Origin of the sequence: Mycobacterium sp. E2497 (assembly GCF_001668695.1) — a bacterium.
Lineage (GTDB): Bacteria > Actinomycetota > Actinomycetes > Mycobacteriales > Mycobacteriaceae > Mycobacterium.
The window spans coordinates 15,941-39,523 of record NZ_LZKD01000129.1 but is presented as its reverse complement, the minus strand read 5'-3'; the positions used below and the strand labels follow the sequence as shown (position 1 = coordinate 39,523).

The window sequence follows — 23,583 nt, the reverse complement described above, 5'->3', positions numbered from 1 at the left end:
TCGCTCTGTGAGGTGCTGATTCCGTTGTGCGGCAAGGGGGTACCGGAAACCCATTCCCGAATGGGTTTTATGCGCAATATGAATTCAATTTCGTACCGGGGAGCTTCGCGAACTGATTTTCGTGTGTGGAGTTGAACCTACGGTCGTCGCTCGTACCCCCGAGTCGCTGTTGTTGGACGCTAGTACAGGAACGCGAGGATTACGCGGTTTTGGACAAGATTCGCAATCCCGCGCGCTGTCGCGGCGACGCCGGTAATCTGCTCTCTCCGGAGCAAACGACCGCACCCGCTCAGGGCAACAGCGGCAGCTGCCACAGCCGCATCCCGGGATCCAGCAGCCAGAACCGCTCCATGGTCAGGCGCATGAGCCGCAGCGCGCTGAAGATCATGAAGGCGGCCAGCGGCAGCTCGACCAGCACAGCGGTGGCCACCGACAGCCAGACGTCCCTGGGGCCTGCGGTCATCAGGTCGAACCATGCGTCGCAGATCAGGAGCACACCGGTGGTGAACGCGGCCGGGATCAGCACCTGGCGGCGCAGGTAGCCCAACACGGCCGTCGCCGCCATGAAGACCATCAACAACACGTCGTAGCCCATCCAGGTGAGGGGCCAGTTGTGCACGACGTAGTTCTCCGGCAGCGTCGTGGACAGATAGCCCAGCCAGGGGATCATCACCGCCGAGCCACCGGCCATCAGGCTCAACCGGATTCGCCGCACGCGGGCCAGGAACACGGGGTCGACGATGTCGCTCACGGGTTGTTCCAGCCGGGTGATCAGGTCACGCCGCTCCCCGGGCGTCAGGGCCGCGATCCGGGCGTCGGAGAGGATGCCCTCGGTCACGGCCGGCCGGCCGGCACCGCGGGCCGGCGGTCGGCCGCAGTCTTCGGCACCGTGCTCGCATCGCTGCTATCGAATTCCTTGACCCAGCAAGCGAATTCGAGCGTGATGCCGTCGGGGTCCTGGAAGTAGAACGAACGCACGTACACCCCGGGATGCACCGTGGCGGACACCTGCATGGGGCTCTCGTCGTGGTTGAGCACCGGCCCCACCCGCACACCCTTCTCCTTGAGGCGCTGGCGGTAGGCGTCGAACTTCTCGGCCGGCACGTGGAATGCCAGGTGGTTCATGGTGCTCACCGCGCTGGTGATGTCGCCGATGCCGGGGATGGCGCCCGGCGACGAGATGCCCGGCACCCGGTCGGGAGCGTCGGCGAACCAGAAGAATGCGACGCAGTCGCCGTTGCCCGCGTCGAAGAAGAAATGCTGGCCCGCGCCCCCGGGCAGGTCCAGCGACTTGATCAACGGCATGCCCAGGATGTTGGTGTAGAAGTCCACGGTGCGGGCCATGTCCGAGCAAACGAGCGCGACGTGGTTGATCCCGCCGAGTTCGAATTCCGTGTTGGTGTTGTGGGGCTTGATCATCGCAGTTCCCCTCCGTCCCGGCGTGGGAAATCCTGGCCAAGATGTAATTGAAGAATCTAACATCAGCTTCAGTTTTCTCCGAGATGTCCGTCGCCAGCAGGGCCGCCGAAATGACTCTTCACACCGGTGCCGCGGGAGTGCGCCGCGAGTTCGTCGGTTTGCCGTCGCCCACCGCCGGGCGCGCCGGTGCGGGCGGGCATCCCTGCCAGGGTCTGTACCACCGCGGGGAGGGCCACAAGCCCACGGTGGCGATGATCGCCACCCACTACCAGATCGACTTCTCCGAGCACTACCTCGCCGACTACATGGCCACCCGCGGGATCGGGTTTCTCGGCTGGAATACCAGGTTCCGCGGCTTCGAGAGCAGCTTCCTGCTCGACCATGCGCTGGTGGACATCGGCGTGGGAGTGCGCTGGCTGCGCGAGGTGCAGGGGGTGGAAACGGTTGTGCTGCTCGGCAATTCGGGTGGCGGATCGTTGATGGCCGCGTATCAGTCGCAGGCCGTGGCGCCGAACGTGACCCCGCCGGAGGGGATGCGACCCGCGACGGGCCTGACCGAGTTGCCCGCCGCCGACGGCTACGTGGCCACCGCGGCCCATCCCGGGCGGCCGGACGTGCTGACGGCCTGGATGGACGCCGCCGTCGTCGACGAGAACGACCCCGTCGCCACCGACGCCGACCTCGACCTGTTCAACGAGCGCAACGGCCCGCCGTACGCGCCGGAGTTCCTGGCCCGCTACCGCCGTGCGCAAACGGCGCGCAACCACGCCATCACCGACTGGGCGGAGCGGGAGCTCAAACGCGTTCGCGCGGCGGGATTTTCCGACCGTCCGTTCAGCGTCATGCGCACCTGGGCGGACCCCCGCATGGTGGATGCCGGCATCGAGCCCACGCGGCGCCAACCGAACATGTGCTATGCCGGCGTCCCGGCGAAGGCCAACCGGTCCGCACACGGGATCGCGGCGGCCTGCACCCTGCGCAACTGGCTGGGCATGTGGAGCCTGCGGGTGGCGCAGACCCGGGCCGAGCCACACCTGGCCCGCATCACCTGCCCCGCCCTGGTGATCAACGCCGAGGCCGACACCGGTGTGTTCCCGTCCGACGCCCAGCGTATTTTCGCCGCGCTCGCCGGCCCCGACAAGACCGAGGCGTCGATCGACAGCGATCACTACTTCACCACCCCGGGCGCCCGCGACGAGCAAGCCGACATCATCGCCGACTGGATCGCCAAGCGGTTTCGCTGAGACCCGTCGCCACCCGACCGACCCCTGTGGTCAACCAACCGACCGGTTGTTAGTTTGGAAGCTGCCCGGCCGAGACGGAACCCGAAAGCATGGGAAGGCGACCAATGCCGATCGCTATCACTCCTGAGCATCAAGACCTGGCCGATTCGGTGCGGTCGCTGGTGGCGCGCATCGCGCCGTCCGAGGCATTGCACGCGGCCATGGAAACGCCGATCGACAATCCCCCGCCGTACTGGCAAGCCGCCGCGGACCAGGGCCTGCAGGGCCTGCACCTGGCCGAGTCCGTGGGTGGGCAGGGCTTCGGCATCCTCGAGCTGGCCATCGTGCTGGCCGAGTTCGGCTACGGCGCGGTGCCCGGGCCTTTCGTGCCGTCGGCGATCGCCAGCGCCCTGATCTCCGCCAGCGATCCGCACGCCAAGGTCCTCTCCGAGCTGGCGTCCGGCGCGGCCATCGCCGCATACGCGATGGACTGCTGCGGGCTCACCGCCACCCGCCAGGGTGACACGCTGGTGCTCCGCGGCGAGGTCCGCGCGGTGCCCGCGGCGGCGCAGGCCTCCGTGCTGGTGCTGCCGGTCGCCATCGACAGCGGCGAGGAATGGGTGGTGCTGCGCGCCGAGGAACTCGAGATCGAGCCGGTGCGAAGCATCGACCCGCTGCGCCCCGTCGCCCATGTGCGCGCCAACGCCGTCGAGGTGGGCGCAGACGCCGCATTGGGCAACCTGAGCATGGCGACCGCGCACGCGTTGATGACGACGCTGCTGTCCGCCGAGGCGATCGGGGTGGCGCGCTGGGCGACCGACACCGCGTCGCACTACGCCAAGATCCGCGAGCAGTTCGGCAGGCCGATCGGGCAGTTCCAGGCCATCAAACACAAGTGCGCGGAAATGATCGCCGACACCGAGCGGGCCACCGCGGCGGTGTGGGACGCCGCCCGCGCCATCGACGAGGCACGCGAAAACGCTTGGGAAATCAGCGCTTCCAACGTCGAGTTCGCGGCAGCCGTGGCGGCGACGCTGGCGCCGGCGGCCGCCCAACGGTGCACGCAGGACTGCATCCAGGTGCACGGCGGGATCGGCTTCACCTGGGAGCACGACACGAACGTGTACTACCGCCGGGCGCTGATGCTGGCCGCCTCCTTCGGCCGCGGTTCGGAGTACCCGCAGAAAGTGGTGCACACCGCCACCAGCACCGGGCTCCGGCCGGTCGACATCGACCTCGACCCCGACACCGAGAAGCTGCGCGACGAGATCCGCGCCGAGGTGGGCGCGCTGAAGGCGATGGAGCGCGACCGGCGCAGGGTCGCCATCGCCGAGGGCGGCTGGACCCTGCCGTATCTGCCGAGGCCGTGGGGGCGCGCCGCCGGTCCGGTGGAGCAGATCATCATCGCCCAGGAGTTCACCGCGGGCCGCGTCAAGCGCCCGCAGATGGGCATCGCGACCTGGATCATCCCGTCGATCGTCGCGTTCGGCACCGAGGAGCAGAAGCAGCGGTTCCTGCCGCCGACCTTCCGCGGCGAGATGATCTGGTGTCAGCTGTTCTCCGAGCCGGGCGCCGGATCGGACCTGGCCGGGTTGAGCACTAAGGCAACTCGGACGGACGGTGGCTGGCGGATCACCGGTCAGAAGATCTGGACCACCGCGGCGCAGCTCTCCCAGTGGGGCGCGCTGCTGGCGAGAACGGACCCGAGCGCCCCGAAACACAACGGCATCACCTACTTCCTGCTGGACATGCGCAGTGAAGGCGTCGAGGTGAAGCCGCTGCGCGAGCTCACCGGGAACGCGATGTTCAACACCGTCTACATCGACGACGTGTTCGTGCCCGACGAATGCGTGCTCGGCGAGGTCAATCGTGGCTGGGAGGTCAGCCGCAACACCCTTACCGCGGAACGGGTTTCGATCGGCAGCAGCGAGGCCAACTTCCTGGCGACTCTCGGTCAGTTCATCGAGTTCGTTCGCGACGGGCACCTCGACCCGGTCGCGCAACACCGGGCAGGTCAGTTGATCGCCGAGGGCCACGCCGCCAAGGTGCTGAACCTGCGTTCGACGCTGTTGACGCTGGCCGGCGGCGATGCCATGCCGTCCGCGGCCATCTCGAAGCTGCTCTCGATGCGCACCGGCCAGGGGTACGCCGAGTTCGCGGTGTCCTCGTTCGGCACCGAGGCCGCCATCGGCGACACGAACCAGCTGCCCGGCAAGTGGGGCGAGTACCTGCTGGCGAGCCGGGCCACGACGATCTACGGCGGCACCTCCGAGGTGCAGCTGAACATCATCGCCGAGCGGTTGCTCGGCCTTCCTCGCGATCCCTGACCGCCGGCGGGCGATTCCGCCCCGGAAAAGGGCCATGCCGACCTGAGGGGTGGTCAGGCCGGCATGGTTTCCCCCCCATCCCGTGGACCGGTCAGCCTAGGAGTGGATCGGCACGTCAAGGCTGGCCGGCTATCACGGGGAGGCTTGGTTCACCACCACCAGTTCCACCAGTGCCCGGGGGCCCAGAATCCGCGGTTCCCCCAACCCGGGCCACGGTGCCCCCCGTTCCATCCGTGGCCTCCGCCCCATCCGCCATGACCCCCTCCTGGACGGTCGGGAAGGATTCCGGGCCCACCGGGCGCGCCATGCGGACCGGTGGTGGTGAAGCTGTGGTCGGTTCCTGGTGCGGGGGCCGCCTGGGCAACGGCGCCGGCGCCGAACAGCAGCGCTCCCGCCATGGCCGAAGCGCCGGCCGCACTGGCGGCCGCGCGGCGGAGCGATTGTGCAGAGAGCGTCATCGCAGGAGCCCCTTCCAGGATCTGATACCGACAACAAAAACGTTAGCCAGGAGTTTCCCGGCAAACAACTAAGCTACACACGAATTGTCCTGTGAATTATGTAACAGGTCGATTGCCAGACTGCGCAAGGTCGACATTTTGTCGGATTTAATGATTTCCATATCTCAGGAGAACGTCGGATACTGATCTACGGAGTCCGGCTTTATCCCTGCTCAGATGGCGTCTACTGAAATACTGTTCTCCGCAATTCCGCATCGGCGTATTGCCCTGCGTTATGCGGCGCGGAATTGCGCTCCATCTCTCCCGCGCCCGAAATTACCGCGACATACGCCGCGCCTGCCAGCTACCGTAAGCCATTTGCTGCAGAAAGCGGCCGCCGACGGGGACGCGGCCGGTCGGCGGCCCGGTCGCGCGACTTACGCCGTGGACGGTGGAAGAATCAGTATCGACACATTCGAGCGCTGATTTACTGATCGGCCACTCATTCGGAGGGCACCGCCGCAGTGAACTTCAACCGCAGCCACATCGGACCCGGCGCCGCATCGTTCCGGGGTCCCGCGCCGTCGGGCGCCGCGGCGGGCGACGCCGCGCCGACCGAGCGCCTTACCGGGCTCGGGCAGCAGTCCCCCCAGCGGATGGTCAGCCCGCCGGCGCACAACCAGGCGGGACGGGTTCAGCGGACACGGCGCACCGTCGACCTGCCGGCGGCCACCCACCGCGCCCTCGACATCTGGCAGCGGGAGGCGGCCGACCGCCTGGGGGTCGCCCGGGTGACCGGACAAGAGGTGCTCACCGCGCTCATCGACCAGCTCCTGGTCGACCCCAAACTGGCGGCGCAGATCACCCGGGCCATCAAAGACCGGCGCTGACCCCGAAGGGCTAGTCGACCTCCATCTCGCGCAACTCGCGCTTGAGGATCTTGCCGGTCGGGTTGCGCGGCAGCTCCTCGAGGAAGACCACCTCACGCGGCACCTTGTAGCGCGCCAGGTGATCGCGGACGTAGTGCTTGATGGTGTCCTCGTCGACGTCCGAGCCGTCCTTCTTCACCACGAAGGCGCGCAGCCGGTGGCCCCATTCCTTGTCTTCCACGCCGATCGCGGTCGCCTCGACCACCTCCGGGTGCCCGCTGATCAGGTCCTCGACCTCGGCGGGGAAGACGTTCTCCCCGCCGGAGACGATCATCTCGTCGTCGCGGCCGCTGACGTAGAGCAGGCCGTGCTCGTCGAAATACCCGACATCGCCCGAGGACATCAGGCCGTCGATGATCTGCTTGTGGCCGCCGCCGGTGTAGCCCTGGAACGGAAACGCGTTGCCGACGAAGATCCGGCCGACCTCGCCCTGCGGCTTCTCCTGGCCGTTGTCGTCGAGGATCTTGACCTTGACACCCTTGACCACCGGTCCGACGGTCGCCGCGTTGCGCTCCAGATCCTGTGGTCCGGCGATGGTGGCGAACGCGATCTCGGTCGAGCCGTACATGTTGTAGATGACCGGCCCCAGGTCCTTCAGCGCGCGGCTGGCGAGCTCCGCCCCCAGCTGCGACCCGGAGATGAACACGATCCGCAGGCTGGACAGGTCGGGCTTCTTCTCCATCTTCTCGATCGCGTCGAGGATCCGCGACAGCATCACCGGCACCACCACCATGGCGGTCACCTTGTACTTCTCGATGTCTTCGAGCACGTGCGGTGGCTTGAACTTGCGGCGCAGCACCAGGGTCGAGCCCAGGAACATCGCGATGGTGCCGTGCAGGTATCCCAGCGCGTGGAACATCGGGGCGGGCAACGAGGTGACCTCGTTGGCCTTGAACGGGACGTGCGAGAGAATGCCGCCGACCGGCGCCAGGGTCGGCGGGGTGCTGCGGTTCGCGCCCTTGGGGGTGCCGGTGGTGCCGCTGGTGAGGATGATGATCGACGCGTGCTTGGAGGCCTTGGGGGCGGGTTCCTTGCTGCTGCGCTCGATCAGGTCGGCCAGCGTCTCGTCGGTGCTGCCCGACGGCTCGTCCGCGTCGGGGTTGGTGCCCAGCGCGCGCAGCTTGCCCAGTTCCGGCTCGGCCTTGCTGACGGCCTTGGTGTACTCGTCGTCGTAGATGATCAGCTTGGCGCCCTCGCGCTCCGACACCTCCTTGATCTGCGGGCCGGAGAATTCGCTGTTGAGCAGGATGATGCGGGCGCCCACCCGGGCGGCGCCGTAGTTGGCGATCAGGAACCATCGGGTGTTGCGCGCCAGGATCGCCACCCCGTCGCCGCCCTTGACCCCCATCTCGAGCAGGCCGTTCGCCACCGCGTGGGCGGCCTCGTCGAGCTCTTTGAAGCTGAACTCGCCCTCCTCGTCGATGCACGCGGCGCGGTCCGGGTGGCGCCGGGCGTTCAGGGAGGGCAGCATGCCGAACTCGCCCCACTTGTAGATGTCGTTGGCCATCGCGGCGTAGTTCAGCGGTGGCTCCAGCCGGAAGGCGCCCGCTTCGAAGATCTTGCGCACATAGTGCAATTCGGCCGAGCCGCGTTCCAGGTATTGCTGAACCTTGGCAACCGCCTGCCCAGGCAGGCCAATCAGATTAGGCATGGATCCACCCTATGTGACGTCCGTCGCATCCCGAGGGGTAAGTACCCATCGACTTACGATGATGAACATGGGTCCGGTTTCGCTGGAGGTGGCCGGGCACGAGGTGACGATCACCCACCCGGACAAGGTGGTGTTCGACGCCCACGGCGACGCGGGGCCGCACACCAAGCTCGACCTGGTCCGCTATTACCTGTCGGTGGCCGAGGGGGCCCTACGCGGCGTGGCCGGCCGGCCGATGATCCTGAAGCGCTTCGTCAAGGGCATCTCTGAGGAGGCGGTCTTCCAGAAGCGGGCACCGAAGAACCGGCCCGACTGGGTGGACGTCGCCGAATTGCACTACGCGCGCGGTACCTCCGCCGCCGAAGCCGTCATTCACGACGCCGCCGGCCTGGCGTGGGCGGTCAACCTGGGCTGCGTCGACCTCAACCCGCACCCGGTGCTGGCCGACGACCTCGACCATCCCGACGAACTGCGGGTCGACCTGGATCCGATGCCCGGGGTCGACTGGCGGCGGATCGTCGACGTGGCGCTGGTCGCCCGCGAGGTGCTGGAGGACTACGGCCTGGTGGCCTGGCCGAAGACGTCGGGGTCGCGCGGCTTTCACATCTATGCCCGGATCGCCCCGCGCTGGGAATTCCGGCAGGTGCGCCTGGCCGCCCAGACCGTCGCCCGGGAGGTCGAGCGCCGAGCGCCCGGCGCCGCGACCAGCCGCTGGTGGAAGGAAGAACGCGAAGGGGTGTTCGTCGACTTCAACCAGAACGCCAAGGACCGCACGGTCGCGTCGGCGTATTCGGTGCGGGCGACGCCGGACGCCCGGGTGTCCACGCCGCTGCTCTGGGACGAGGTCACCGAGCGCCGCCCCGACGAGTTCACCATCGACACGGTGCCCGCTCGGTTCGCCGCCATGGGCGACCCCTGGGCGGGGATGGACGACGCGGTCGGCGAGCTCGACCGGTTGCTGGTGCTGGCCGAGGAGATGGGCCCCCCGGAGCGTGCGCCGAAGGGATCCGGCACGGCCGACGGCCGGCGCCGGTCGGCGATGCCGCTCATCGAGATCGCCCGCACCAAGACCAAGGACGAGGCGCTGGCCGCGCTGGATACCTGGCGCGACCGCCACCCGGACGCGTCTCGCCTGCTGCAGCCGGCCGACGTGCTGGTCGACGGGATGCGCGGGCCGAGTTCGATCTGGTACCGGATCCGGATCAACCTGCGGCATGTCCCGGCCGACCAGCGACCGCCGCAGGAGGAGCTGATCGCCGACTACAGCCCTTGGATAAAGGAGGGGCAGGGATACGGCGGCAGGCAGCAGCCGTCGCGCTGAAATCCGGCTACACCCCGACCGCAGCTCGCGCCTGGTAGGCGTTGCCCTTGCGCAGGTAGCAGTACCAGGTGACCACCAGCAGGGCGAGGAAGAAGCCCACGTAAAACCGCAGCGCGGGTTCGATGCTGCCGAACTGCGACCTCGACCAGGCGTAGGCCAGCGGCACGACGAATCCGCCGAAGGCCCCGATCGACGAGATCACGCCCAGCGCGCCCGCGGCCTGGCGCCGCATGTGCGCCATGGTGTCGGGGTCGCCCCCGGCGAGTTGCCCCTTGATCACGAAGATCCTCGAGATCATCCGGTAGGTCGAGCCGTTGCCGATGCCCGTCGCGACGAACAGGAACATGAAGCTGGCGAAGAACAGCGGCAGGTTTTTGGCGTTGACCGACCACAGCGCAGCCGCGGCGCCGGCGGCGAGCATGACGAAGCTGACGGCGGTGATCCGGGCGCCGCCGATGCGGTCGGCCAGCTTGCCGCCCAGGGGCCGAATCACCGAGCCGATCGCTGCCCCGAGGAATGCCCAGGTCAACGCGATGTCGCCGCGGCCGAACACCGTTTTGAGCAGGGTCGGGAAGGCCGCCGAGTAGCCGATGAACGAGCCGAACGTGCCGATGTAGAGCAGCGACATGACCCACGTGTCGGGATGCCGCAGCGACTGCCACACCGGCTTCACGTCCGCCTTCGCCTCGGACAGGTTGTTCATGAACAGGAACGCGCACACCGCGGCCACCACCGCCAGCGGGATGTAGAAGAGGCCGGCGCGCGACAGCGCCACCCCGCCACCGGCCACGACGATGGGCGGGATGATCTTCTGCACCACCGCCACGCCGATGTTGCCGCCGGCCGCGTTGAGGCCGAGCGCCCAGCCCTTGTCCTTCTCCGGGTAGAAGAACGAGATGTTGGCCATCGACGAGGCGAAGTTGCCGCCACCGAAGCCGGCGGTGGCGGCGATCAACACCAGCACCGCGAACGACAGGCCCGGATGGCTGACCGCCCAGGCCAGCAGCACGCACGGAATGAGCAGCAGCGCCGCCGAGATGGTCGTCCAGTTGCGGCCGCCGAAGAGCGGCACCGCGAAGGTGTAGGGCAGGCGCAGGAAGGCGCCGACGCCGCTGGGCACGGCGACCAGGCACAGCGCCTGGCTCGCGGTCAGCGCCCAGCCGGAGGCGGACGGATGCCCGTGGGCACCGGCGGTCATCTGGACCACCACGATGCTCCACAACATCCACACGCTGAAGCCGACGTGCTCGGCGAAGATGGAGAAGATCAGGTTGCGCCGGGCGATCGGCTTGCCGGTCGCCTCCCAGAACGCGGGGTCTTCGGGCCGCCAGTCATCGATCCAGTGCCCGCCTCGATGACGCGGGTGCGCGGGGGCGAGGACCGGAGCGGTCGACTCGGGCGTGGTCGTCGTAGTCACGCCCCGACGTTAGGAAGGGACTGTTACCGGGCCGCGTGGACGCAGTTACGTCGGCGATACGTGGATCTCGCAACGGCCGTTCCCCGCTTGTCAGAACTTTTTGCCCGCCCAGTGCGGGAGAATTGCCGCATGCAGGCGACCGATCGGCCCCTGGGGCTGCGCGAACGCAAGAAGATCAAGACCCGTCATGCCCTGCGCCGTGAGGCGTTCCGCCTGTTCGACGCGAACGGCTACGCCGCCACCACCATCGAACAGATCGCCGACGCCGCCGAGGTGTCCCCCAGCACGTTCTTCCGGTACTTCGGATCCAAGGAGTCGCTGCTGCTGGCCGACGACCTCGATCCGCTGATACTGGCGGCGTTCGACGCCCAGCCACCGGAGTTGTCACCCAGCCAGGCCATCCGCCGCGCGTACGCCAGCACGATGGCCGGCCTGTCGCCCGAGCAGCTGGAGTTCGAGAACACCCGACAGCGCCTGATCTTCTCGATACCCGAGCTCAAGGCCGCCCTCTACGACGAGTACTACCGCACCGTGAACGTCATGGCGGAGGCGATCGGTCGCCGGATCGGCCGTCCGGCAACGGATTTCGAGGTCCGGGTGTTCGTCGGCGCGATGGTCGGCGCCATGATGGCCGCCTACGACAGCGCGCCGAAGACCTCCGACACCATCTATCGGGCGCTGGACTTCCTGGACGCCGGCATGCCGCTGGGCTGAGCGGCGCAACCGCGCGGCGACGGGCGTTGCGAGCGGGGAACGCGATAATCTCACGCGATGCGACAGGGTTGGAATCGACGGGGATTCTTGCAGCTCGCAGGGGCTGCAGCCGTCGCCGCGGTCGCCGGCGCCCCGGCGGGGTGCTCGTCAGGCAAACCGTCCTCGAATACCGGCGGCGGCAAATCGGTGACGATCGACCACCTCTTCGGTCAGACCGTGATCAAGGAGCCCCCCAAGCGCGTGGTCAGTGCCGGGTACACCGAGCAAGACGACCTGCTCGCGGTCGGCGTCGTACCGATCGCCGTGACCAACTGGTTCGGCGATCAGCCGTTCGCGGTGTGGCCGTGGGCGCAAGCCAAGCTCGGCGGGGCTCAGCCGGTGGTGCTCAACCTCGACAACGGGATCCCGGTGGACCAGATCGCGGGCCTCAAACCGGATCTCATCGTGGCCACCAACGCCGGGGTGGACGCCGACACCTATCAGAAGCTCTCCGCGATCGCCCCGACCGTGCCGCAGTCGGACGGTGACGCGTTCTTCGAGCCGTGGAAGGAGCAGGCCGCCGTCATCGGCCGGGCGGTGTTCCAGGCCGACCAGATGAAGTCGCTCATCGACGGGGTCGACCAGAGGTTCACCGCCGTCGGCAAGGAACACCCGACCTGGACGGGCAAGAAGGCCTTGCTGATGGAGGGCGCCCTCTGGCAAGGGACCGTCGTCGCGGCCATGGCGGGCTGGCGCACGGACTTCCTCAATCAGATGGGCCTGGTGATCGCCGACAGCATCAAGCCGTTCGGCACCGGCCACCGCGCCGTCATCCCGCGCGACCGCGTCAAGGCGGTGCTCGACTCCGCCGACGTGCTCATCTGGACAACCGAGAGCCCCGACGACCAGAAGGCGTTGCTCGCCGACCCCGACGTGGCGGGGTCACAGGCCACCGCGCAGAACCGGCACGTCTTCACCACCAAGGAGCAGGCCGGCGCCATCGCGTTCTCCTCGCCGCTGAGCTACCCGTTGGTCGCCGACCAGTTGCCCCCGCAGCTGGCCAAAATCCTCGGTTAGATCCCCGCCGCGCCGGCGGCGTTTGAGTGTTTGCTAAGGCAGCTCTGGCAGTGTTCGAAAATCCGTCGCCCGCCCCTCGCCCGGCCGGCGATCGGGCGGTTACCGTCGAGTAATGAGCGTGACGGGCCTTACCGACAACGTGCCCAGGGACCTGCCCACGGACCTGGTCGGCAACACGGTTCTGGACTTCGGCGACAGCGCGCTGATGCTGCAATGCGGCAGCACCGCCGAGGTGCTGGCGTGGGCGGCGCAGTTGCGGGTCGCGGCGTTGCCCGGCGTGGTCGACATCGTCCCGGCCGCGCGCACGGTGCTGGTGAAGCTCGACGGCCCGCGCCGCCAAGGCGTGATCCGTCAGCGACTGCGCAAGATGCGGGTCGCCGCCGAGGAGGTCCCCGCGTCCGATCGCCGCGCCGACGTGGTGATCGACGTCGTCTACGACGGCCCGGACCTCGCCGAGGTGGCCGACCACACCGGGCTGACCATCCCGCAGGTGATCGACGCCCACACCGGTTCGCTCTGGCGGGTCGGATTCAGCGGGTTCGCCCCGGGATTCGCGTACCTGGTCGACGGGGATCCCCGGCTGCGGGTGCCGCGCCACCCGGAGCCACGCACCTCGGTGCCCGCCGGCTCGGTCGGTCTGGCCGGCGAATTCAGCGCGATATACCCGCGCCAGTCGCCGGGCGGTTGGCAACTGATCGGCCGCACCGACGCGGTCATGTGGGACCTCGAACGGCCCCAACCGGCGCTGCTGACGCAGGGCACCTGGGTTCAGTTCCGGGCCGTCTGAGGTAAGGAGACCACCGTGGCAACCCTGGAGATCCTTCGCACCGGCCCGCTCGCCGTCGTCCAGGACCTGGGCCGGCCGGGGCTGGCCCACCTCGGCGTGAGCCGGTCCGGGGCGGCCGACCGTCGCGCCCACCAGCTGGCCAACCGGCTGGTCGCCAACCCCGTTGACCGCGCCACCGTCGAGGTCACGTTAGGCGGATTCGCGGCCCGTGTCCGGGGCGGCGACGTCGACATCGCGGTCACGGGCGCCGACACCGACCCGACCGTCAACGGAAAAAAGTTCGGCACCAACAGCATTCAACATGTCCGCGACGGCCAGGTGATCGCCTTGGGCACGCCTCGCGCCGGGCTGCGGACATATCTCGCGGTGCGCGGCGGCATCGGAGTGGAGCCGGTACTGGGCTCGCGCAGCTACGACGTGATGTCGGCCATCGGCCCGGGACCGCTGCGGGTGGGAGACGAGCTCCCGGTCGGGGAGCACACCCCCGACTATCCCGAACTGGATCAGGCCCCGGTGGCGGCGATCACCGGCAGCGCCGTCGAGCTGGCCGTGGTGCCCGGGCCGCGCGACGACTGGTTCGTCGACCCCGACGTCCTGGTGCACAACGACTGGGTGGCCTCCGACCGCAGCGACCGCGTGGGGATGCGCCTGACCGGCCGCCCGCTGCAGTACCGCTACCCGGACCGCCAGCTGCCCAGCGAGGGCACCACCCGGGGGGCGATTCAGGTGCCGCCCAACGGGTTACCGGTGATCCTGGGGCCCGATCACCCGGTCACCGGCGGTTACCCAGTGGTGGGCGTGGTGGTCGACGGGGACATCGACAAGATCGCCCAGGTGCGCCCCGGCCAGTCGGTGCGCCTGCACTGGTCTCGCCCCAGGGTCCTGGTCGGCGCCCAGCCGCGTGCCGGCGCCTGGCCGTTCCCGTAGTCGTTCCAGGCTCAGTTGGGCCCGTTGTCCGCCGAAATGTATTCCAGCTCACACCAAGCCGCGCGACGGCTTCGAATCACCTGATTTGGTTGGCCATTTCACCGTCGGGTGCCGCCTACAGCGACTTACCAGATAACTGGTAATCAACTAACAGCCGATTCGGGCCCGATTGAGTTGACCCATTCCCGCCCCGAATGTGAGCATCGAAACACGCGGCGGGGCATGCCTCTTCATTCGGGGCGCCCGGATTTTCTCCCGGCGCGGGCCCCAGCCGAATTCGCCCGCGGGGCAACGGAAACGAGCACTGCGGCGTGCCCTTCCCGCATGGCAGTCGACGAAAGGTGACGTTCGGATGGCCCGCAATCACCGCATCGCGGACTGGAATCCAGAAGACCCGGCGGCCTGGGAGGCGGGCAACAGGAAGATCGCCCGCCGCAACCTGTTGTGCACCATCGCCGGCGACCACGTCGCCTTCTCGGTCTGGACGCTCTGGCCGGTCATGGCGCTGTTCATGCCGGAGCACGTCTACGGCTTCTCCGCCGGCGACAAGCTGCTGCTGGGCGCCGTCGCCACGCTGGTCGGTGGCCTGGCCCGGATCCCCTACACCCTGGGCATCGCCACCTTCGGCGGCCGTAACTGGACCGCGTTTTCGGCGTTCGTGCTGCTGATCCCGACCGTCGGCACGATCGTGTTGCTCGCCAACCCCGGCCTTCCGCTGTGGCCCTTCGTGGTGTGCGCGGCCCTGACCGGGCTGGGCGGCGGCAACTATGCGGCTTCGCTCGCCAACGTCAACGCCTTCTATCCCCAGCGGCTCAAGGGCTCGGCACTTGCCGTCAACGCCGGTGTCGGCAACCTCGGGGTGGCGGTGATCCAGCTGGTCGCACTCCTGGTGCTGGCCACGGCCGGACACGAGGCGCCGTATTGGGTGTGCGCGGTGTACCTGGTCGCGCTGGTGGTCGTCGGGCTCGCGGCCGCACTGTTCATGGACAACGTCAGCCACGGCACCGAGCTGAACACGATGCGCTCGATCCTGTTCGAGCGTGACACCTATGTGATCTCGCTGCTCTACATCTGCACCTTCGGCTCCTGGATCGGCTTTTCCTTCGCCTTCGGCCAGGTGATGCAGGTGAACTTCCTGGCCAACGGGGAAGGCGCCAAGCACGCGGCGCTGCACGCCGCGCAGGTGGCCTTCATCGGCCCCCTGCTGGGCTCGCTGGCCCGCATCTACGGCGGCCGGCTGGCCGACCGCAAGGGCGGCAGCCGGGTCACGCTCGGCGTGCTGGCCGGCATGACGCTGGGGGCCGGGCTGCTGGTCATCATCAGCACCATCGACGATCACAACGCCGGGGACCGCTCGACCAGCATGATCGGTTACGTCATCGGCTTCATGGTGCTGTTCGTCCTGTCCGGGATGGGCAACGGTTCGGTGTTCAAATTGATCCCCTCGGTGTACGACGCGCGCAGCCACGCCCTACAGATGAGCGAGGACGAGCGCCGCCACTGGGCGCGCGCCAAGGCGGGAGCGTTGATCGGCGTCTGCTCCGCGGTGGGTGCGCTGGGCGGGGTGGGCATCAACCTCGCGCTGCGCCAGTCCTACCTGGCCACCGGGGAGGAGACGTCGGCGTACTGGGCGTTCCTTGCTTCCTACGTCGTGGCCGCGGTCGTCACGTGGTCGGTATACGTGCGCCGACCGGCGCCGCCCACCGAGGCGGTGGACGGTGAGACGGCAGGTGCGCTGGCGCGCGTGTGAGCGCGCCCTCATGGTGGGCAATGCGCAAGCAATTGCCAGGTAACGCAACCGAAATCTGACAGGCATACACAGGTGATATGGGCCAGCCGGACTCCCCGCCGCTGACGGGTTACCGCATCGCGGTGACGTCCGCCCGGCGCTCCGAGGAGCTGTGTGCGCTGCTCAGCCGCCACGGCGCCGAGGTGTGCAGCGCGCCGGCGATCAACATGATCGCGCTGCCCGACGACGACGAATTGCACCGTAACACCGAGGCATTGATCGCCGAGCCACCCGACGTCCTCGTCGCGCACACCGGCATCGGCTTCCGCGGGTGGCTCGCCGCGGCCGAGGGGTGGGGGCTGGTCAACCCGCTCCTCACCGCGCTGTCTTCGGCCCGCATCGTCTCGCGCGGGCCGAAGGCCACCGGCGCACTGCGCGCCGCCGGCCTGCACGAGGAGTGGTCCCCGGAATCCGAGTCGTCGCAGGAAGTCCTGGAATACCTGCTCCACTCGGGAATGGCCGGGCTGCGGGTGGCGGTCCAGCTGCACGGCGCCGCCGACGCGTGGGATCCCTTCCCGGAGTTCCTCGGCGGGTTGCGCCTGGCGGGCGCGCAGGTGGTGCCCGTCCGGGTATACCGCTGGAAGCCAACGCCTTTGGGCGGCACGTTCGATCAGCTCGTGACGGGCATCGCGGCGCGGCAGTTCGACGCGGTCACCTTCACGTCGGCGCCGGCGGCGGCGGCGGTGCTCGAACGCGGCCGCGAGCTCGACGTCGAGGACCAACTGCTGGGCGCCCTGCGCAGCGACGTGCACGCGATGTGCGTCGGCCCGGTGACGTCCAAGCCGTTGATCCGCAAAGGCGTGCCCACGTCGTCGCCGGAACGAATGCGGTTGGGCGCCTTGGCCCGTCACGTCGCCGAAGAGCTGCCGCTGCTGGGTTCGTGCACCGTGCGGGCCGCCGGCCACACCGTCGACATCCGCGGCACCTGCGTGCTGGTGGACGGCTCGATCAAGGTGCTGTCGCCCTCGGGCATGGGAATCCTGCGTGCGCTGGCGAAACGCCCCGGCGACGTCGTCCCCCGCGGTGACCTGTTGCGCGCGCTGCCCGGCAACAGCAACGACCCGCACGCCGTCGACACGGCGGTGCTGCGGCTGCGGACGGCCCTGGGCGACAAGAACATCATCGCGACGGTGGTCAAGCGTGGCTACCGGCTCGCGACCGAGCAACGGGCGGACGCCTCATGGCGCTGATCCTGGTCGCGCACGGCACCCGCCGGCCGGAGGGTGTGGCGATGGTCGAACAGCTTGCCGCGCAGGCAAGCTCGTTGATCGCACGCCCGGTGGAGGTCGCGTTCGTCGACGTGTTGGGGCCCACCCCCAGCGAGGTGCTGTCGCTTGCCAAGGCCACCGGCCGGCCCGCCATCGTGCTGCCCGCGTTCTTGTCGCGCGGCTACCACGTCCGCGCGGACCTGCCGGCCCACGTCGGGCAGAGCGGGCACCCCAACGTCATCGTCACCCCCGCCCTAGGCCCCAGTGGCCAGATCGCCCGGATCGTCGGCGACCAATTGCTCAAATGCGGTTGGCGCCCGGGTGATTCGGTGATCCTGGCGGCGGCGGGAACATCGGATGTCAAAGCGCGCGCCGACCTGCACACCACCGCGACGCTGGTGTCGGCGCTCACCGGGTCGCGAGTGAGTCTGGCCTTCGCGGCCACCGGGGACCCGCAGCTGCCCGAAGCGGTGGACGAGGCGAGACGCCAGGCCCGCCGCACCAACGCGCGCGTCGTGGTCGCCTCCTACCTGCTGGCCGACGGCCTGTTCCAGGAGAGGCTGCGCGCCTGCGGCGCCGACCTGGTCAGCCAACCGCTGAGCACCCATCCGGGCCTGACACGCCTGATCGCCAACCGATTCCGCCGGGCCATGCCGCCGGTGCTGGCCCCCACCGCCCGGCACGCTTCGCGCCGCTCGAGCGCCCAGCGGTGGGTGCACGACCGCATCGTGCGGCCGAATCCGGCGGCCTGAAGGCGCCGATCGTCGAGGCGCGCCGACGCCCGCGACGCTTGATCTTTGGCCTGATTCCGGCGATCCTGGCACCATGCCCCGTCGCGAAGAGCCGTCGCGTGGGCTCCTCGACCCGGTCGCCAAGATGCTGCGGTTGCCGTTCGGCACACCGGAATTCATCGACCGCATCGTCACCGGCGGGGCCAATCAGGTGGGCCGTCAAACGCTGCGCATGCTGATCACCACCTGGGACGCCGCCGGCGGCGGCCCCTTCGCCGCGAGCGCGATCGCCTCCACCGGGATGGCCAAGACCGCCGAAACCGTGCAGAGCATGTTCGTCGGGCCGGTATTCGGCCCGCTGCTCAAGCTGCTGGGGGCGGACAAGGCCGCCACGCGGGCTTCGCTGTGCGCCTCGCAGCTGGTGGGTCTGGGCATCATGCGCTACGGCATCCGCTCGGAGCCACTGCATTCGATGTCGGTCGACGCGCTCGTCGACGCGATCGGCCCGACGATGCAGCGCTACCTCGTCGGCGACATCACCCGCTAGGCGGCGAGCCGGCCGACCTGGACGAAGCCGTCGTCGGTGACACGCGCGGGGTACACCGGCACCGAGAAGTTCGGATCGTCCAGGCATTCACCGTCATCCAGTGAGAAGGCCTGCTTGAGGATCGGCGATTGGACCGTCACCCGGCCCCCGCGGTCCCCCACGATCCCGCGGGAGAGCACGGCCGCGCCGGAGAACGGGTCGACGTTGCCCACCGCGTGCACCGAGCCGTCGTCGAGCCGGAACAACGCCGCCTGGGACCCGTCGTCGAGCAACACGCCGACGCCCCGGCCCGGGATGAGGCGGTCGTACTCGCAGGCAGTCGTCCACACCGCAATGTCGTTGAGAAGTGTCATGATTCCTCTCCAGCTCCCGTACGGATCTTCGGCATCCCAATGGAAACGGGGATTTTGCGCCCGGCGTGCTCGGTGAATTCCACCGTCGAGTCGACCTCGTCCGGGGCGTTGACGAACGAGACGAACCGCGACAGCTTGTCGGGGTCGTCGAGCACGCCCTTCCATTCACACTTGTAGTTCTGCACGTGCCGCTCCATTGCGGCCTCGAATTCCTCGGCCAGGCCCAGCGAGTCCTCGCACACGACCTCGCGCACGTGGTCGAGGCCGCCCTCGAGCGAATCGACCCAGGGCGCCGTGCGCTGCAGCCGGTCGGCCGTCCGGATGTAGTACATGATGAACCGGTCGACGTAGCGGACCAGCGTCTCGGTGTCCAGGTCGCTGGCCAACAGCTGCGCGTGCTTGGGCGTCATGCCGCCGTTCCCGCCGACGTAGAGGTTCCAGCCCTTCTCGGTGGCGATGACGCCGACGTCCTTGGAGCGCGCTTCGGCGCACTCGCGCGCACAACCGGAGACGCCCATCTTGATCTTGTGCGGCGCCCGCAGACCCCGGTACCGCAACTCCAGATCGATGGCCAGCTGCACCGAATCCTGCTGCCCGTAGCGGCACCAGTCGGTGCCGACACAGCTCTTCACGGTGCGCAGCGCCTTGCCGTAGGCGTGGCCCGACTCCATGCCGCCCTCGACCAGCCGGCGCCAGATCTCCGGCAGCTGGTCCACCCGCGCGCCGAACATGTCGATGCGCTGTCCGCCGGTGATCTTGGTGTAGAGCCCGAAGTCCTGCGCGATCTGGCCGATCAGGATCAGGTGCTCGGGTTTGATGTCACCGCCGGGCACCCGCGGCACCACCGAGTAGCTGCCGTTCTTCTGGATGTTGGCCAGGAAGTGGTCGTTGGAATCCTGCAGCGAGGCCTGCTCGCCTTCCAGGATGTGCTCCGAGCCGGTGGAGGCCAGGATGGACGCGACCACGGGTTTGCAGATGTCGCAACCCTTTCCGCGGCCGAAGCGCTCCAGGAGGCCGGAGAACGTCCGGATCTCGGTGGCCGAGATGATTTCGAAGAGTTCCGCCCGCGACTGGCTGAAGTGCTCGCACAGCGCCTTGGACTGTTCCACGCCCTCGGCTTCCAGCAGCTGCTTGAGCAGGGGCACGCACGAACCGCACGACGTGCCGGCCGCGGTGCACGACTTGAGCGAGGGCACGTCGGCGCAGCCGTCGGCGATCGCGCACTTCAGATCGCCCTTGGTGACGTTGTTGCACGAGCAGATCTGGGCGGAATCCGGCAGCGCGCCGATCCCGAGCGCCGGAGCGTCGCCGGAGACCGGCGCGATCAGCGCGAGCGGATCCCCGGGCAGCTCGCTGCCGACCATGGGCCGCAGCACCCCGTAGGCCGAGGCGTCGCCCACCAGGACGCCGCCGAGCAGGGTCTTCGCGTCGTCGGACAGCACCAGCTTGGCGTAGGTCTTCTTGACCGCGTCGTTGATGGCGACCTCGAGGCAGTTCTCGGTCACCCCCATCGCATCGCCGAAGCTGGCGACGTCGACACCGAGCAGCTTGAGCTTGGTGGAAAGGTCCGCTTCGCCGAACTCCGCGGCGCCGTCCAGCAGGCGGTCGGCCACCACTTCGGCGGAGGTGTAGCCGGGTCCCACCAAGCCGTAGCACCGGCCCTGGATCGCGGCGACCTCACCGACCGCGTAGATGTCCGGATCGCTTGTGCGGCAGGCCAAGTCGGTGAGCACGCCGCCGCGCTCGGCAAGCTCCAGCCCTGCGGCCCTGGCCAGCTCGTCGCGCGGCCGGATGCCGGCCGCGAAAATGACCAGCCCCGCGTCGATGACCTCACCGTCAGTCAAGCGCACCCGCACCGATGACACCCCATCGGGATGGTCGATCGCTTCGATCGACTCCGTGCCCGTGCCCACGTGCACCGCGATGCCCAGGTCGCCGACCATCTTGGCCAGCAATGCGCCGCCGCCCTCATCGATCTGCTGGGCCATCAAGCGTGGCATCATCTCGACGACGTGTGTTTGTAAGCCGAACTGGCGCAGCGCATTAGCGGCTTCCAGGCCCAGCAGGCCACCGCCGATGACCACGCCCGCCGGGGAGCGACCGGCTTCCGCCGTGCGCTGCGCGTCGGCGCGGATGGCGTCGAGATCGTCGAGCGTGCGGTAGACGTGGCACGCCGCCAGGTCATGGCCCGGCACCGGGGGGACGAAGGCGTAGGACCCGGTGGCCAACACCAACGTGTCGTAGCCGCACCGCTGCCCGTCGGCAGTCACCACGGACTTCGCTTCCCGGTCGATCTCGGTCACCCGAGCGTTCAAGACCAACCGAACCCGGTCGTCACCCGCGTAGTCGTTGCCCGGCAGTGCCAGCAGCTTGCGGTCCCAGCTTTCGGTGTACGAGGTAAGCCCGACGCGGTCGTAAGCCGCGTCCGCCTCCTCGGCGAAAACCGTGATGCGCCAGAGGCCCTCGGTGTCGCGCGCCCGGAGCGCCTCGACCAGCCGGTGCCCCACCATGCCGTGCCCGACTACGACGATGTGACCGCCCGCACAGTGCGCACGCGAAATCCCGTCTGCAGCCATGGCTTTGAGATTAGCGGCGAGAAATTACCGCGATTTCGCCCAATGTGACGGTCCTATGACGAGGATCTCACAACTCACAGGGAGCGTTGTGAATATTCGTTCGCCCGAGGCGAACGCCTAGGTGGAACTTTAGCGTGGTCGACTCATGTTTCTTCTTACAGCCGGCCGAAAGGGCGCCGGACACAGCAAATCCACAACAAAGCTCAAGGAAGTACAAGGAGATCCCGATGAGTAACCTCCCCTTGTGGTCGCGACCGGCCTGGGACACCGACCGGTGGTTGCGCGACTTCTTCGGACCCGCCGCCGCGACGGACTGGTACAAGCCCGCCACCAGCGGATTTAATCCGGCGTGCGAGATCGTCAAGGACGGCGACGACGCGATCGTACGTGTCGAGCTCCCCGGCGTTGACGTCGAGAAGGATGTCAACGTCGAGGTCGACCGTGGCCGGCTCGTGATCCACGGCGAACGCCGCGACGAGCACGCCAAGGACGAAGGGGAGAAAGACGGGCGCACCCTGCGCGAGGTCCGCTACGGGTCGTTCCGCCGGTCGTTCCAGCTGCCGGCCCACATCACCGGCGACGCCGTCACGGCCTCGTACGACGCCGGGGTGCTGACGGTGCGGGTCGCCGGCGTGTACGCCGGAAGCCAGGCGCAGCGGATCGCGATCAGCAAGTAACAGGTGGACAACGGTTCCGGCAGGGCATGCGCCCCGCCGGAACCGCTTGCCGCCCAGCGCTTTTCTCCAGCGGCGCGGTAACGGGCGGGCGAAGCCGCCATTGTCGACCGCGACCCGCGGCTGCGCGGCGGCGGCCTCCCCCACCAGCGCGGGCTGCGGAGACATAAGAAAGTAAGGAAGCGAGTCGGCTGACGCCGGGCTGTGCCGTGGATAGGATCGGAAGCGTACTGTGATCCGCAACACCGCCCGCCCTAGGAGATATCCGGTGACACTTCCTACCGGCACTACTGAACTCGCCGAACTTCACGATCTGATCGGCGGCCTGCGGCGGTGCGTCGGCTCCCTGAGGAATCGCTACGGCGACAACCCGGCGATGCGGCGCATCGTCATCGACGCGAACCGCATCCTGTCCGACGTCGAATTGCTCGACACCGACGTATCCGAGCTGGACCTGACGCGGGCCACCGTGCAGCATTCCGGCGAGAAAATCGTCATCCCCGACACCCAGTACGACAGCGAATTCTGGCGCGACGTCGACGACGAGGGTGTCGGGGGTCACAGCAGGTACTGACAACCCAAGCCCCCCGAAAAATGAGGGGGTGCTCTCTGTGTACCCTTCGACCAACAGCCCGTTCGAAGAGGAACACTAGATGAGCGCACCCACGGCGAACCGTCCTGCGTCAGGTGTCTTTTCACCCACGCGCGCCAGCATCCCCCAACGGACCCTACGCACCGACCGGTGGTGGATGTCGCCGCTGCGGATCGACCTGGGCTTCGCGGCGTTTGTCATCTACGCGACGGTGCGCGCGTTCCAACGCGACTACTTCTTCGTCCCGAAGTACCACTACCTGACCCCGTTCTACTCGCCGTGCGTGAGCAAGGCGTGCGGGGCGGCCGGCGACTTCTGGCCGCAGATCCTGCCGGACGTCTGGTGGCTGCCCTACGCGGCGCTGACGCTGCCCTTCCTGCTGCTGTTCCGGCTGACCTGCTACTACTACCGCGGCGCCTACTACCGCACGGTGTGGCAGTCGCCCAGCGCCTGCGCGGTGGCCGAGCCCCGCGTCCACTACACCGGCGAGACCCGGCTCCCGCTGATCATCCAGAACAGCCACCGGTACTTCTTCTATATCGCCGGCATCATCTCGGTGATCAACACCTACGACGCGATCATCGCGTTCCACTCGGACAGCGGGCCCGGCGGCTTCGGCTTCGGGCTGGGCAACGTGATCATGGTGGGCAACGTCGTCATGCTGTGGGTCTACACGCTGTCCTGCCACTCGTGCCGGCACGTGACCGGCGGACGGCTCAAGCACTTCTCCAAGCACCCTGTGCGGTACTGGATCTGGACCCAGGTCAGCCACATCAACACCCGGCACAAGCTGTACGCGTGGATCACGCTGGGCACCCTGATGCTCACCGACTTCTACATCGCACTGGTGGCGGGCGGCGCCATCCCCGATTTGAGATTTGTTGGCTGACAGGCCATCTGAGGAA

Annotated in this window: 21 protein-coding genes; 15 read left to right on the top strand and 6 right to left on the bottom strand. The window is 68.3% G+C overall.

Annotation, left to right across the window (positions count from 1 at the left end; genetic code table 11):
• Window positions 1-289: 289 nt before the first annotated feature.
• Together A5713_RS10720 and A5713_RS10715 are read right to left on the bottom strand one after the other, a co-directional pair.
• Window positions 290-838 carry a hypothetical protein gene (locus tag A5713_RS10720; protein WP_067922610.1) on the bottom strand — a complete coding sequence of 183 codons (549 nt, stop codon included), beginning with the start codon at window positions 836-838 and terminating at the stop codon, window positions 290-292.
• Complete coding sequence (locus A5713_RS10715; RefSeq protein ID WP_067922613.1) at window positions 835-1,419, bottom strand: VOC family protein; 585 nt, start codon at window positions 1,417-1,419, stop codon at window positions 835-837. The genes A5713_RS10720 and A5713_RS10715 overlap by 4 nt, the downstream gene beginning before the upstream one ends.
• Before the next feature lie 110 nt (window positions 1,420-1,529).
• Here A5713_RS10715 and A5713_RS10710 point away from each other — a divergent pair, with 110 nt between their 5' ends.
• The 3 genes from A5713_RS10710 to A5713_RS10700 all read left to right on the top strand — a co-directional run bounded on the left by A5713_RS10710 (window position 1,530) and on the right by A5713_RS10700 (window position 6,296).
• A complete protein-coding gene (locus tag A5713_RS10710) occupies window positions 1,530-2,663 on the top strand; it encodes an alpha/beta hydrolase (RefSeq protein ID WP_068095384.1) in 1,134 nt (377 codons plus the stop codon).
• A gap of 104 nt (window positions 2,664-2,767) precedes the next feature.
• Window positions 2,768-4,969 (top strand): acyl-CoA dehydrogenase, encoded by a 2,202-nt coding sequence (locus A5713_RS10705; protein WP_068095341.1) that lies wholly within the window; start codon window positions 2,768-2,770, stop codon window positions 4,967-4,969.
• Window positions 4,970-5,930: 961 nt separating this feature from the next.
• A complete protein-coding gene (locus A5713_RS10700) occupies window positions 5,931-6,296 on the top strand; it encodes an ATPase (RefSeq protein ID WP_067917995.1) in 366 nt (121 codons plus the stop codon).
• A gap of 10 nt (window positions 6,297-6,306) precedes the next feature.
• On the opposite strand, the gene fadD2 is transcribed toward A5713_RS10700, so the two are convergent.
• Window positions 6,307-7,986, bottom strand: a complete 1,680-nt coding sequence (gene fadD2, locus A5713_RS10695) for a long-chain-fatty-acid--CoA ligase FadD2 (RefSeq protein ID WP_067917992.1) — start codon at window positions 7,984-7,986, stop codon at window positions 6,307-6,309.
• A gap of 58 nt (window positions 7,987-8,044) precedes the next feature.
• Here fadD2 and A5713_RS10690 point away from each other — a divergent pair, with 58 nt between their 5' ends.
• Window positions 8,045-9,307, top strand: a complete 1,263-nt coding sequence (locus A5713_RS10690) for a DNA polymerase domain-containing protein (protein ID WP_068095339.1) — start codon at window positions 8,045-8,047, stop codon at window positions 9,305-9,307.
• A 7-nt stretch (window positions 9,308-9,314) separates the two neighbouring features.
• Here the strand turns inward: A5713_RS10690 and A5713_RS10685 are convergent, their stop codons facing one another.
• Window positions 9,315-10,724, bottom strand: coding sequence for an MFS transporter (locus tag A5713_RS10685; RefSeq protein ID WP_068095337.1), 1,410 nt, complete (start codon window positions 10,722-10,724; stop codon window positions 9,315-9,317).
• 129 nt (window positions 10,725-10,853) lie between these two features.
• On the opposite strand from A5713_RS10685, the gene A5713_RS10680 reads away from it, so the two are divergent.
• From A5713_RS10680 to A5713_RS10645, 8 genes are all read left to right on the top strand, one after another.
• Window positions 10,854-11,438, top strand: coding sequence for a TetR family transcriptional regulator (locus tag A5713_RS10680; RefSeq protein WP_067917984.1), 585 nt, complete (start codon window positions 10,854-10,856; stop codon window positions 11,436-11,438).
• Between the two features lie 57 nt (window positions 11,439-11,495).
• On the top strand, window positions 11,496-12,494 hold the full coding sequence (locus tag A5713_RS10675) for an ABC transporter substrate-binding protein (protein WP_068095335.1): 999 nt from the start codon (window positions 11,496-11,498) through the stop codon (window positions 12,492-12,494).
• Between the two features lie 112 nt (window positions 12,495-12,606).
• Window positions 12,607-13,281: an allophanate hydrolase subunit 1 gene (locus A5713_RS10670; protein WP_068095333.1), complete on the top strand. Its 675-nt coding sequence runs from the start codon at window positions 12,607-12,609 to the stop codon at window positions 13,279-13,281.
• A 15-nt stretch (window positions 13,282-13,296) separates the two neighbouring features.
• Complete coding sequence (locus tag A5713_RS10665; RefSeq protein WP_067917978.1) at window positions 13,297-14,208, top strand: 5-oxoprolinase/urea amidolyase family protein; 912 nt, start codon at window positions 13,297-13,299, stop codon at window positions 14,206-14,208.
• A 352-nt stretch (window positions 14,209-14,560) separates the two neighbouring features.
• Complete coding sequence (locus A5713_RS10660) at window positions 14,561-15,958, top strand: MFS transporter (protein WP_068095331.1); 1,398 nt, start codon at window positions 14,561-14,563, stop codon at window positions 15,956-15,958.
• Between the two features lie 77 nt (window positions 15,959-16,035).
• Window positions 16,036-17,187 carry a uroporphyrinogen-III synthase gene (locus A5713_RS10655; protein WP_068095329.1) on the top strand — a complete coding sequence of 384 codons (1,152 nt, stop codon included), beginning with the start codon at window positions 16,036-16,038 and terminating at the stop codon, window positions 17,185-17,187.
• Window positions 17,178-17,957: a sirohydrochlorin chelatase gene (locus A5713_RS10650; protein ID WP_068095326.1), complete on the top strand. Its 780-nt coding sequence runs from the start codon at window positions 17,178-17,180 to the stop codon at window positions 17,955-17,957. Before A5713_RS10655 ends, A5713_RS10650 begins: the two co-directional genes overlap by 10 nt.
• A gap of 73 nt (window positions 17,958-18,030) precedes the next feature.
• The gene (locus A5713_RS10645; RefSeq protein ID WP_067917970.1) at window positions 18,031-18,483 is read left to right on the top strand and encodes a hypothetical protein; all 453 of its coding nucleotides are present in this window, start codon (window positions 18,031-18,033) and stop codon (window positions 18,481-18,483) included.
• On the opposite strand, the gene nirD is transcribed toward A5713_RS10645, so the two are convergent.
• Window positions 18,480-18,836, bottom strand: coding sequence for a nitrite reductase small subunit NirD (nirD, locus tag A5713_RS10640; RefSeq protein ID WP_068095324.1), 357 nt, complete (start codon window positions 18,834-18,836; stop codon window positions 18,480-18,482). The two genes, A5713_RS10645 and nirD, sit on opposite strands and share 4 nt — an antisense overlap.
• Window positions 18,833-21,412, bottom strand: coding sequence for a nitrite reductase large subunit NirB (gene nirB, locus A5713_RS10635; RefSeq protein ID WP_082972891.1), 2,580 nt, complete (start codon window positions 21,410-21,412; stop codon window positions 18,833-18,835). The genes nirD and nirB overlap by 4 nt, the downstream gene beginning before the upstream one ends.
• 227 nt (window positions 21,413-21,639) lie before the next feature.
• Here nirB and A5713_RS10630 point away from each other — a divergent pair, with 227 nt between their 5' ends.
• The 3 genes from A5713_RS10630 (at window position 21,640) to A5713_RS10620 (ending at window position 23,567) form a co-directional block, all read left to right on the top strand.
• A complete protein-coding gene (locus A5713_RS10630; protein WP_067917964.1) occupies window positions 21,640-22,089 on the top strand; it encodes an Hsp20/alpha crystallin family protein in 450 nt (149 codons plus the stop codon).
• 265 nt (window positions 22,090-22,354) lie between these two features.
• Complete coding sequence (locus A5713_RS10625) at window positions 22,355-22,660, top strand: hypothetical protein (RefSeq protein WP_067917962.1); 306 nt, start codon at window positions 22,355-22,357, stop codon at window positions 22,658-22,660.
• Window positions 22,661-22,739: 79 nt separating this feature from the next.
• The gene (locus A5713_RS10620) at window positions 22,740-23,567 is read left to right on the top strand and encodes a hypothetical protein (RefSeq protein ID WP_067920528.1); all 828 of its coding nucleotides are present in this window, start codon (window positions 22,740-22,742) and stop codon (window positions 23,565-23,567) included.
• The last annotated feature ends 16 nt before the right edge of the window (window positions 23,568-23,583 follow it).